Source organism: Pseudocitrobacter sp. RIT415 (assembly GCF_003057695.2).
Classification (GTDB): domain Bacteria; phylum Pseudomonadota; class Gammaproteobacteria; order Enterobacterales; family Enterobacteriaceae; genus Pseudocitrobacter; species Pseudocitrobacter faecalis.
Genome location: NZ_QBJC02000039.1, coordinates 1 through 11,272 on the forward strand (window position 1 = coordinate 1; position 11,272 = coordinate 11,272).

Sequence of the window (11,272 nt, forward strand, 5' to 3'; positions counted from 1 at the left end):
GGCCCTGGAAGTATCCAAAAGCGCATAAAAAGAGCCAGTCAGTCGCTTAACTGACTGGCATTACTCCATCTGGAGGCTATTTTTTCATGCGTAACGAGTTTGCAAACTTACGCTTTCAGCGCAGCCAGCGCGGCATCGTAGTCTGGCTCGTTGGTGATTTCGTCAACCAGTTGGCTGTAAACCACGTTGTCGTTTTCATCAATAACGACAACCGCGCGCGCCGCCAGGCCTTTCAGCGCGCCATCAGCGATACCCACGCCGTAGGTTTGCAGGAATTCTGGCGCACGCAGGGTAGACAGAGTCACCACGTTGCTCAGGCCTTCCGCGCCGCAGAAGCGAGACTGGGCGAACGGCAGATCAGCAGACACGCACAGCACGACGGTGTTGTTCAGCTCGGAAGCCAGCTGGTTGAATTTACGAACCGATGCGGCGCAAACGCCGGTATCGATGCTCGGGAAAATATTCAGCACTTTGCGTTTGCCCGCATACTGGCTGAGTGCGACGTCAGAGAGGTCTTTCGCGGTCAGCGTGAAAGGCTGAGCTTTATCGCCGGCCTGCGGAATAGCGCCTTGAACAGAAACGGGGTTGCCCTGGAAATGTACAGTTTGTGACATGATAATCTTCCTGTTTACATATAATTAACGTCGAAACTAGTGTATGTCATCAGGTGTTAACACGGCAAATCCTATTTGTAGGATTACAAGGAGCAGGGGATGAGAAATGTAAGAGTTTTTGAAGAGGCGTGGCCGTTACATACACCGTTTGTTATCGCCCGCGGTAGCCGCAGCGAGGCGAAAGTCGTGGTGGTTGAGCTGGAGCAGGACGGCGTCAAAGGTGTTGGCGAATGTACACCTTATCCACGCTACGGTGAAAGCATCGCCTCGGTCATGGCGCAAATTGTGTCGATTGGCGAGCAACTGGAGCGGGGGCTCACGCGCGACGCGCTTGCAGAATTGCTTCCCGCGGGTGCGGCGCGCAACGCCGTGGATTGTGCATTGTGGGAGCTTGAAGCGGGTCTGGCAAACGCGACGATCCCCGCCATGTTACACCAGACGCTGGCAAAAACGATAACCACGGCGCAAACCGTAGTGATTGGCACGCCGGAGCAGATGGCAGCCAGCGCCAAAGCGTTGTTTGAAGGGGGCGCTCGTTTGTTAAAAGTGAAACTCGACGATCGCCTGATTGCTGAACGCATGGTCGCTATCCGCGCCGCCGCGCCGGAAGCAACATTGATAGTGGATGCGAATGAGTCCTGGCACGGTGAAGGTTTGGCGGCGCGTTGTCAGTTGCTGGCCGATCTCAATGTCGCGATGCTTGAGCAGCCCCTGCCCGCCACAGATGACAGCGCGCTCGAAAACTTCATTCACCCGCTGCCGATCTGTGCTGACGAAAGCTGTCATACGCGCGAAAGCCTGCCAGCGCTGCATGGGCGATATGACATGGTCAATATTAAGCTGGATAAAACCGGCGGCTTAACCGAAGCGCTGGCGCTGGCTCAGGAGGCGCGTGCGCAAGGCTTCGCCCTGATGCTGGGTTGCATGCTTTGCACCTCTCGCGCAATTTCTGCAGCGTTACCGCTGACGCCGCAGGTTACATTCGCGGATCTCGACGGCCCAACCTGGTTAGCGGTAGATGCAGAGCCTGCATTACATTTTACCACCGGGCAGCTTCATCTCTGAGCCGCAGAACGCCAGCGTAGCAATGCAGTCATCGCGCCGAGGTATTTCTCGCTCGCTTCATCCGATGAGATGGGCGGGAACTCGGCGGTGATGCAGTGCAGACCAATGTCATTGCACCAACTGCCAAACGAGCCTGGCGTTTCGTATCCCACACTGCCTACCAGCGGTAGCGTAAACGCGTCTGCCAGCCAGCGGCCCAGTTCACTGTGACGCGGATCCTCAATGCAGGCCAGCGGATCGTGGAAAGAGACGACCCAGGCCGGGTGGATTTGGTGAATCAACTGGCAAAGCGCCTCGCTTTCCGGCTCGGAACCGGGGGCATCGCCGGTAAGTAACACCACATCGCGGCTTTCCGCCGAACTGTTCCAGCGATAGACCGTTTCACCGGCTTTCCAGTTTGCCGACGGGAAATTGCGATTTAAATCCACACCGTTCGCATTGGCCCGCAAGCCTAACTGGCAACCATCCGGATTCACCGTTAACACCACATGATGCCGCCGTAACTCGGGTGACAGCGTTCGCAGCGCACATGAGAGGGTGACAATCGAGGCGTTTTCGTCGCCATGCGTCCCGGCAATAATTAACCCACTGGTATGATCGGCGAGCGGGGCGGGAAACCAGATAAGCGGCGCGCCCAAAAGTGAACGACCATAGTGTTGCGTACCGGGCGGAAAAGCGCCCCGCAGGGCGCGAGGACGAGTGGCGGACATAGAGAATCCTGATTATGAGTACTGATATAAGCAGTGTTGTGCAAAATTCACCGTGAATCAAATGGTTTCCGTGTCAGAAAACATTCGTTATATCAATTTTATGTGATAAGCCGTTTGCATTTAAGACGCCTGAAACAAATAATATTTTCATCAAGTTGGCTTATTAAGGGGATGTCATGAAGTATCCTTTCACGTTGTCGTGCTGTGCGTTATGGCTCAGTAGTCTGAGTTCTGTTGCCCTGGCGGCAGAAGTACCCGCCGGGACGGCGCTGGCAGCGAAGCAGGAGCTGGTTCGTCATATTAAAGATGAGCCCGCCTCTCTGGACCCGGCAAAAGCGGTAGGTCTGCCGGAAATCCAGGTGATCCGTGACCTCTTCGAAGGGCTGGTTAACCAGGATGAAAAAGGGAATATTGTGCCTGGCGTCGCGACGCGCTGGCAGAGTAATGACAATAAAATCTGGACATTTACGTTACGAAATGACGCCAAATGGTCTGACGGTACGCCGGTTACCGCGGAAGACTTTGTCTATAGCTGGCAGCGTCTGGTTGACCCCAAAACCACCTCACCGTTTGCCTGGTTTGCGGCACTCGCCGGTATAAATAACGCGCAGGCCATTATCGATGGTAAAGCGAAGCCGGACACCCTGGGCGTGACGGCAGTTGATCCGCATACTTTACGTATTCAACTGGATAAACCGTTGCCGTGGTTTGTGAACCTGACGGCCAATTTCTCGCTTTATCCGGTGCAAAAAGCCAATGTTGAAAGCGATAAAAACTGGACGCGCCCTGGCAAGCTGATTGGCAATGGCGCTTACGTGCTGGCCGACCGCGTGGTGAATGAAAAGTTGGTGGCAACACCGAATGTTCACTACTGGGATAACGCTAAGACCGTGATTAAAAAAGTGACGTTCTTACCGATAAACCAGGAGTCGTCGGCGACGAAACGTTATCTGGCCGGGGATATCGATATTACCGAGTCCTTCCCGAAAAATCTGTATAAGAAACTACTGAAAGATATTCCGGGGCAGGTGTATACCCCGGCTCAACTCGGTACCTATTATTACGCCTTCAATACCCAGAAAGGGCCTACAGCGGATGCGCGCGTTCGTTTAGCGCTGAGCATGACGATTGATCGCCGCATTATCGCGGAGAAAGTGCTGGGTACCGGTGAAAAACCAGCATGGCACTTTACACCCGATGTCACCGCAGGGTTTAAAGCCGAGCCAACGCAAATGGAGCAGAGCAGTCAGGAAGAACTGAATGCTCAGGCGAAAACCTTGTTGCAGGCGGCGGGTTATGGCCCGAATCGGCCGTTGAAATTGACGCTGCTGTATAACACCTCGGAAAACCACCAGAAGATTGCGATTGCTGTGGCCTCAATGTGGAAGAAAAACCTCGGTGTAGATGTGAAGCTGCAAAACCAGGAGTGGAAAACGTATATCGACAGTCGTAATACCGGAAATTTCGATGTGATCCGCGCATCCTGGGTGGGCGACTATAACGAACCGTCAACCTTCCTGTCGCTTCTCACCTCAAGCAACACCGGGAATATTTCGCGCTTTAGCAATCCGGCATATGACAAAGTCGTCAATCAGGCAACGCTTGAGAACACCGAAAAAGCACGCAATGCTGATTACAACGAGGCAGAGAAAATTCTCGCTGAGAAAGCGCCTATTGCGCCGATTTACCAGTATACCAATGGTCGCTTAATTAAACCGTGGCTGAAAGGGTATCCTATAGAGAATCCGGAAGACGTGGCGTATACGCGGACAATGTATATTGTGAAGCACTGAGTTGCTTAGAAAGCCCTGACGCGTTATTGCACGTCAGGGCTTTTTTACGCATGCTTTACCATGTTCCGTCGAATAGGAATAGGCGGCGCGACGCTGCTCGTGGTGGTGATATTAAACGGCATTCGACTTAATGCGGCGTCAATATCCTGTGGCGGTAATGGCTCGGAGAAGAACGAGCCCTGCAGAGCATCGCACCCCAGTTGTGTCAACAAACGCTGTTGATCTTCCGTTTCAACCCCTTCCGCGACCACATTCATATTCATCGAATGCGCGATATGAATAATTGATGAGACAATTTTCAAATTTTTGCTGTCATCACGCATATCCTTCATAAAGCTGCGGTCAATTTTCAGCTCACGCGCGGGCAGATTCTGCAACAATAACATATTGGAATAACCGGTACCAAAGTTATCGATGGAGACGGTCAGGCCAATACGATTGAAGTCATGGAATATTTGTAAACTGCGATCGAGGCCGCGCATGGCTGTCGTTTCGGTTAATTCAATCGTTAATCGAAGCGGTGAAAGATGATATCGCGAAAGCGTATTACACAGTAATTCGTAGATATTCTGCTGCTCGAACTGATTAGCCGAAATATTTATCGAGAGTGTCCAGTCATCATGACCCTCTTTACTCCACTGGCGCAATTGCTTGCAGGCCTGGTCGATAGCCCAGTTACCGACAGGAAGAATTAAACCGGTATTTTGCAAGGTAGGTAAAAACACATCTGGCAGTAAAATGCCTTTTTTAGGATGACGCCAGCGCAGTAACGCTTCAAAACCGTAAATGCGATTTTCCTGAACGTGATATTTTGGCTGATACCACAGTTCAAATTGGTTACGTTCCAGCGCCTGGGTGAGATCCTGCAAAAGATGCGCGCCTTGCCAGGAAGTATCCAGCATGGCATCGCCATATACCGCCCAACCGTTACGGCCATTGCGTTTAACATGGTACATCGCTGTGTCAGCACACAGTTTAAGTTCCTGTGGAGAGTCGCCATCCGCGGGATACATACTGATACCCGCGCTCAGAGAGATTTGCAGAATTTGGCCGGAGTGATAAAAGGGCCGACGAATAGACTCGACCATACGGTTACACAGCTCCGCCAGCTCGGCCTCCGTGCTATGAGGGGCGAGCAAAATAAACTCATCGCCACCGATGCGGGCGAGAGTCATTTTGGGTGGGAGGCAGGCGCTTAGGCGATTGGCTACGGAAACCAGCAGATTGTCGCCGACGTGATGTCCCCAGGCATCGTTGATTAACTTGAAACGGTCGAGATCCATCAGAACTAAACCAAACTCAGCGCCGGTAAGCCGCGCCTGTTGCAGGCAGGCAAGTAGCCGCATATCAATCTGGCTACGGTTCGCTAACCCGGTCAGCCCGTCATAGCGTGCCTGTTGTTCGAGTTGTTTATTGAGCCGTTGCAGGTTTTCGGTCAGGCGGCTGGTACGCATTTGCGAATCGACCATCGAAATCACTAGCATAGTACCCAATAACAGTAGCGTGAGGGCAGAAACCCAAACCGAAAGCCCTTCCTCGCCAATCTGATGAACGTGGTTGAGCATCATATGGGCATGGCCTGAAAAGGTGGCCGCGCTCATGCCGGTGTAGTGCATCGCGGCGATGGCAATGCCCATCGCTAATGCGGAGGCTATACGGCAGAGCAGAACGCGCTTGCTGTTCAAGCGTAGGCTGAAAGCCAGCCATAAACCCACACCCGAAGCCAGAAGCGCAATCACGACCGACAGAATAATCCGCGGGATATTCCAGACAATGCCATTATGTACCATCAGCGCCGCCATGCCGACGTAGTGCATGGTTACAACGCCGCTACTAAGCAATATGGTGGCGATTGTCAGCCGCTTAGGTGATAGCGTCGGCCCGGCGACGGCTATGTTAATCGCCAGCGTGGCAGCAAGAATGGCAGCCAGCAGTGAGACGAGCGTTAATTCCAGGTGATAGCTCATCTCCATCGGCATTCTCATCGCCAGCATGCCAATAAAATGCATAGACCAAATGCCGATGCCTAAGGTTGCGCCCCCCGAAACGCGCCAGAACATTGCCGCCTTTTTATTGGACGCGGCAATTTTCGCCGCGCTATCAAGGGCAACGAAAGATGCGATAAAGGCCACCAAAAATGAAATGCCAACCAGAACCGGGTCCCACGAAACATGCAGCATCATGTCATCCACATTTCTTAGATTTTGGAATTAATCTATCAGGAATAATCTGAAATAAGCTACAGAAATAACATGACAGATCACGGTTTTTTAACGGATTGACGGTATTTAACTGAAATAGGTATTGCTGAATCGCGTTAAACTAAAAGGAGGCTAATAGTCTATTTTAAAATACCCATGATGATGGTGTTGTTTAATTGGGTATAGGGATTTTAATTTTATTGGAAATGTGATCTTAATAGAATTATGCAAGAATATATTCTTGCGCGTTTGTTAATGCTGAGCATTGACATCGTTTTTATTCATCAAAATACTTCCTTGCATAATAACAGCTGAATTTATGAGCAATTTCAGGGTGATGGGAACGAGAGTGATTGCGTAACCGGAGCAGATGGCTAGACTAGCAAAAGGGTAAGTTGTCAGTGGAGGTAAAGTGGAAGCCATAAAGGGATCGGATCTTAACGTACCGGATGCAGTGTTCGCGTGGATACTGGATGGCAAGGGTGGGGTAAAACCGCTCGAAGAGAGCGATGTGATCACCAAAGACAACCCATGCTGGCTCCATCTGAATTACACCAACCCGGATAGCGCGCAATGGCTGGCGTCGACGCCCCTGCTGCCGAATACCGTGCGCGATGCGCTCTCCGGTGAAAGCCTGCGCCCGCGCGTGAGCCGGATGGGGGAAGGTACGTTGATTACGCTGCGCTGCATTAATGGCAGCACCGATGAACGCCCCGATCAACTGGTGGCGATGCGCCTGTATATGGATGAGCGGCTGATTGTTTCGACGCGTCAACGCAAGGTGCTGGCGCTGGATGATGTGATTAGCGATCTTGAAGAAGGCAGCGGGCCGGCAGACTGCGGTGGTTGGCTGGTGGATGTCTGCGATGCGTTGACCGATCACGCCAGCGAATTTATCGAGCAACTGCATGATAAAATTATCGATCTGGAAGATAACCTGCTGGAGCAACAAATTCCCCCGCGCGGCTTTCTGGCACTGCTGCGTAAACAACTCATTGTGATGCGTCGCTACATGGCGCCTCAGCGCGATGTTTACGCGCGGCTTGCCAGTGAACGTCTGCCATGGATGACTGATGACCATCGCCGTCGCATGCAGGATATTGCCGATCGCCTGGGGCGTGGGCTGGACGAAATTGATGCCTGTATCGCGCGAACCGCAGTGATGACCGATGAAATCGCTCAGGTGATGCAGGAATCTCTCTCTCGTCGAACCTATACCATGTCGCTGATGGCGATGGTGTTTTTACCCACCACGTTTTTAACCGGTTTGTTCGGTGTCAACCTGGGAGGAATACCCGGCGGTGAATGGCATTTAGGCTTCTACTCCTTTTGTGTGATGCTGCTGGTACTCATCGGTGGTGTTACCTGGTGGTTACATCGCAGTAAATGGCTGTAAAAATTAACCTTTTTAACAGTAATTGAACACAAAAACGGCAATTAAATTGAGCGAGGTCAATAAACGATACCCCCATTCAGGGCAATATCTCTCTCGCAGGTGAATGCAACGTCAAGCGATGGGCGTTGCGCTCCATATTGTCTTACTTCCTTTTTTGAATTACTGCATAGCACAATTGATTCGTACGACGCCGACTTCAATAGTCGGCTTTTTTTTTGCCTGAATGCCTGCGCCATCTACCCTTAAAGAACCAACCTGAATTTATAAGGGGAAGATGATGTACCAGGTATTACGACTCGACGCTTACCTTAACATTCATTCGATTCCGACCGATCCCATTCCGGTAGAGCCGCCTCCGGGGCGAGATCCCATCCCGCGTCCGCAGCCCATGCCGGACCCGCCACCGGACGAAGAACCGATTAAATTGTCGCATCAGACGCGCAGATCTGCGAGGATACGCGCCTGCTGACGATAGCCTTTTACCGCGAGAAAATATTGTGACCGCTTTTTCAACATTGAATGCACTGCCCGCCGCCCAGATCGAGAACTTGAACGATCTGGGCTACCTCTCCATGACGCCTGTTCAGGAAGCTGCGCTACCCGCGGTGCTTGCCGGGAAAGATGTCCGCGTACAGGCGAAAACCGGGAGTGGCAAGACGGCAGCGTTCGGTTTGGGGCTGTTACAACGTATTGATGCCACGCGTTTTCAGACGCAGTCGCTGGTGCTGTGCCCAACGCGTGAATTAGCCGATCAGGTCGCGGGTGAAATTCGTCGTTTGGCTCGTTATCTGCCGAACATCAAAGTGCTGACGCTGTGTGGTGGTCAGCCGTTTGGTGCACAGCGTGACTCTCTTCAGCACGCGCCGCACATTATTGTTGCGACCCCGGGTCGCCTGCTGGATCACCTGCAAAAGGCGACGGTCTCGCTGGAGAGCCTGCAAACGCTGGTAATGGATGAAGCTGACCGTATGCTGGACATGGGCTTTAGCGATGCGATTGATGAAGTGATCCGTTTCGCGCCAGCCAGCCGCCAGACGCTGTTGTTTTCCGCCACCTGGCCGGAAGCCATCGCCGCTATCAGTGGCCGTGTTCAGCGTGATCCTGTGACCATTGAAATCGACAGCGTGGATGCGCTGCCGGCCATTGAACAGCAGTTTTTCGATGTTCCGCGCCATGGCAAAATTGCCCTGCTGCAAAAATTGCTTACCCAACATCAGCCTGCGTCATGCGTGGTGTTCTGCAACACGAAAAAAGATTGTCAGGCGGTATTTGAAGAACTCAACGCCGCAGGGCAGAGCACACTGGCGTTGCACGGTGATCTCGAGCAGCGCGACCGCGATCAAACGCTGGTGCGTTTTGCTAACGGCAGCGCGCGCGTACTGGTGGCAACCGATGTCGCCGCACGTGGTCTGGATATTAAATCGCTTGAGCTGGTAGTGAACTACGAGCTGGCCTGGGATCCTGAAGTGCATGTACACCGTATCGGTCGTACGGCGCGTGCAGGGAACAGCGGCCTCGCGATCAGCTTCTGCGCGCCTGAAGAAGCACAGCGCGCGAATATTCTGGCCGAAATGCTGCAACTGAAGCTGAACTGGATGCCAGAACCGTCTCAAAGCCGCATCGCGCCGCTGACCCCGGCAATGGCGACCCTGTGTATCGACGGCGGTAAAAAAGCCAAAATGCGCGCAGGAGACGTGCTGGGCGCGTTGACGGGCGATATGGGCTTAGTGGGTGCAGATATCGGTAAGATTGATGTACATCCGGCGCATGTCTACGTTGCCGTGCGTGAGAACGTCGCTCACCAGGCATGGAAGCAGCTGCAGAAAGGGAAGATTAAAGGGAAGGCGTGTCGCGTCAGACTGCTGAAGTAAAGCTTTAGTCAGGCCGACCAGTATGTCGGCCTGACGCACGTTTATTTCACTTCAACCACATTCAGACGCAGTTCATCAAGCTGAGCATCGTCTTCTTCTGGCTGCCAACCCGCAGGTTGTAACGGTATCTCTTCGCGATCAAACGCCAGATCGCCGCCATTCACTACTTCAGAACCGTGTGTGATTCCTTTGAAATCGAACAGTTCGGTATCGCACAGGTGTGATGGCACCACGTTTTGCATGGCGCTGAACATGGTCTCAATGCGGCCCGGATAGCGCTTATCCCAGTCGCGCAGCATATCGCCGATAACCTGACGTTGCAGGTTTGGCTGCGAGCCGCACAGGTTGCAAGGAATGATCGGGAAGGCTTTGGCTTCAGAGAAACGTTCAATGTCTTTCTCACGGCAGTAAGCCAACGGACGGATGACAATATGTTTGCCATCGTCGCTCATCAGTTTCGGCGGCATCCCTTTCATTTTCCCGCCATAGAACATGTTCAGGAACAGCGTCTGCAAAATATCGTCACGATGATGACCGAGGGCGATTTTGGTCGCACCCAGTTCAGTTGCCGTACGGTAAAGGATCCCACGACGCAGGCGTGAGCAAAGCGAGCAGGTGGTTTTCCCTTCCGGGATCTTCTCTTTTACGATGCCGTAAGTATTTTCTTCAACAATTTTGTACTCGACGCCCAGTTTCTCCAGATACTCCGGCAGAATATGCTCCGGGAATCCCGGCTGTTTCTGATCGAGGTTTACCGCCACAAGGCTAAAACGAATCGGCGCGCTTTGCTGCAGATTGCGCAGAATTTCCAGCATGGTATAGCTGTCTTTGCCGCCGGAGAGGCAAACCATAATGCGGTCGCCATCTTCAATCATGTTGAAGTCAGCAATGGCTTCACCGACGTTGCGACGCAGGCGCTTTTGCAATTTGTTGAGGTTGTATTGCTCTTTTTTACTAATATCTTGATTCTGTTGCATTTAATGATTACTCAAAAATCGAAAGGAGCGCGATGCATACGCGGAAACGTCCGCTAAGCATAGGCTAGCCTGGGTTAGCTTACGACTGTGTGGCGTGTATGGTACGGATTACGGCGACGAATGCCAGCATGTTTTGCAGGAGTGGGGGAAACCTCGTGCCCCTGCGAGGCTTTCTCGGGTATAAGTTAGATAGCCATCTCGATTTCTTTAATCGGCGTAAAAATATTTTCTGAATGCAATAACGTATTGTCTTTAGACCAATAAAATCGTGTTTGATTATTCAAATCAACAACCCATTTAAAGACGCCAGCTTGCGCGAGTTCATTATAGAATTGTTCATAATTCGATTTGCCCGAGAATATGCGATTGGCAGCAAGACGCGTTAATTCCGGGCAAGATCTTGAATTCACTTTCACTAAGCGTCTATGACATCTTAATGAGATATAAGAATCCGCATGCGTAATAAGTTTAATATTTCCTGTTGCAACAAAGTAAATATAATGAGAAATGTTGTTGCGTTGCAGTGCTGCTGTGAGAGCAACGAAATCGAGGTTATCCCTGACCTGTGCGAAAAAACCGCTAATCTCATCATGTAATTCCATTAAAATCCTCGGGTTATGCCATGCATTGCTAATGATTATATAT

The 11,272-nt window shown here is 51.9% G+C and carries 10 protein-coding genes; 5 read left to right on the forward strand and 5 right to left on the reverse strand.

Features of this window, described 5'->3' with window-relative positions:
* Nucleotides 1-107 precede the first annotated feature (107 nt).
* Complete coding sequence (gene tpx / locus DBY68_RS22400) at nucleotides 108-614, reverse strand: thiol peroxidase (protein WP_015964609.1); 507 nt, start codon at nucleotides 612-614, stop codon at nucleotides 108-110.
* Nucleotides 615-713: 99 nt separating this feature from the next.
* Here tpx and ycjG point away from each other — a divergent pair, with 99 nt between their 5' ends.
* Entirely contained in the window at nucleotides 714-1,679 is a 966-nt protein-coding gene (gene ycjG / locus DBY68_RS22405) for an L-Ala-D/L-Glu epimerase (protein WP_108474111.1), read from the forward strand.
* On the opposite strand, the gene mpaA is transcribed toward ycjG, so the two are convergent.
* Nucleotides 1,670-2,389: a murein tripeptide amidase MpaA gene (mpaA, locus tag DBY68_RS22410; protein ID WP_108474112.1), complete on the reverse strand. Its 720-nt coding sequence runs from the start codon at nucleotides 2,387-2,389 to the stop codon at nucleotides 1,670-1,672. The genes ycjG and mpaA overlap by 10 nt on opposite strands.
* A gap of 176 nt (nucleotides 2,390-2,565) precedes the next feature.
* Between mpaA and DBY68_RS22415 the strand changes: the two genes are divergently transcribed.
* Nucleotides 2,566-4,182, forward strand: coding sequence for a peptide ABC transporter substrate-binding protein (locus DBY68_RS22415; RefSeq protein ID WP_108474113.1), 1,617 nt, complete (start codon nucleotides 2,566-2,568; stop codon nucleotides 4,180-4,182).
* A gap of 44 nt (nucleotides 4,183-4,226) precedes the next feature.
* On the opposite strand, the gene DBY68_RS22420 is transcribed toward DBY68_RS22415, so the two are convergent.
* Nucleotides 4,227-6,365: an EAL domain-containing protein gene (locus DBY68_RS22420; RefSeq protein ID WP_233503924.1), complete on the reverse strand. Its 2,139-nt coding sequence runs from the start codon at nucleotides 6,363-6,365 to the stop codon at nucleotides 4,227-4,229.
* Between the two features lie 430 nt (nucleotides 6,366-6,795).
* Here DBY68_RS22420 and zntB point away from each other — a divergent pair, with 430 nt between their 5' ends.
* The 3 genes from zntB to dbpA all read left to right on the forward strand — a co-directional run bounded on the left by zntB (nucleotide 6,796) and on the right by dbpA (nucleotide 9,650).
* Nucleotides 6,796-7,779 carry a zinc transporter ZntB gene (gene zntB / locus DBY68_RS22425; protein WP_108474115.1) on the forward strand — a complete coding sequence of 328 codons (984 nt, stop codon included), beginning with the start codon at nucleotides 6,796-6,798 and terminating at the stop codon, nucleotides 7,777-7,779.
* Between the two features lie 277 nt (nucleotides 7,780-8,056).
* Complete coding sequence (locus DBY68_RS23235) at nucleotides 8,057-8,248, forward strand: hypothetical protein (protein ID WP_071843514.1); 192 nt, start codon at nucleotides 8,057-8,059, stop codon at nucleotides 8,246-8,248.
* A gap of 28 nt (nucleotides 8,249-8,276) precedes the next feature.
* Nucleotides 8,277-9,650, forward strand: a complete 1,374-nt coding sequence (gene dbpA / locus DBY68_RS22435; RefSeq protein ID WP_108474116.1) for an ATP-dependent RNA helicase DbpA — start codon at nucleotides 8,277-8,279, stop codon at nucleotides 9,648-9,650.
* A 41-nt stretch (nucleotides 9,651-9,691) separates the two neighbouring features.
* Here the strand turns inward: dbpA and ttcA are convergent, their stop codons facing one another.
* Nucleotides 9,692-10,627: a tRNA 2-thiocytidine(32) synthetase TtcA gene (ttcA, locus tag DBY68_RS22440; protein ID WP_108474117.1), complete on the reverse strand. Its 936-nt coding sequence runs from the start codon at nucleotides 10,625-10,627 to the stop codon at nucleotides 9,692-9,694.
* 185 nt (nucleotides 10,628-10,812) lie between these two features.
* Nucleotides 10,813-11,272 (reverse strand): DUF1398 family protein (locus DBY68_RS22445; protein WP_349254585.1); only part of this gene is annotated, 460 nt, incomplete at its 5' end.

Coding starts and splice junctions, on each gene's coding strand:
- tpx (WP_015964609.1), bottom strand. CDS start 614: ATGTCACAAACTGTACATTTCCAGGGCAACCCCGTTTCTGTTCAAGGC.
- ycjG (WP_108474111.1), top strand. CDS start 714: ATGAGAAATGTAAGAGTTTTTGAAGAGGCGTGGCCGTTACATACACCG.
- mpaA (WP_108474112.1), bottom strand. CDS start 2,389: ATGTCCGCCACTCGTCCTCGCGCCCTGCGGGGCGCTTTTCCGCCCGGT.
- DBY68_RS22415 (WP_108474113.1), top strand. CDS start 2,566: ATGAAGTATCCTTTCACGTTGTCGTGCTGTGCGTTATGGCTCAGTAGT.
- DBY68_RS22420 (WP_233503924.1), bottom strand. CDS start 6,365: ATGATGCTGCATGTTTCGTGGGACCCGGTTCTGGTTGGCATTTCATTT.
- DBY68_RS23235 (WP_071843514.1), top strand. CDS start 8,057: ATGTACCAGGTATTACGACTCGACGCTTACCTTAACATTCATTCGATT.
- ttcA (WP_108474117.1), bottom strand. CDS start 10,627: ATGCAACAGAATCAAGATATTAGTAAAAAAGAGCAATACAACCTCAAC.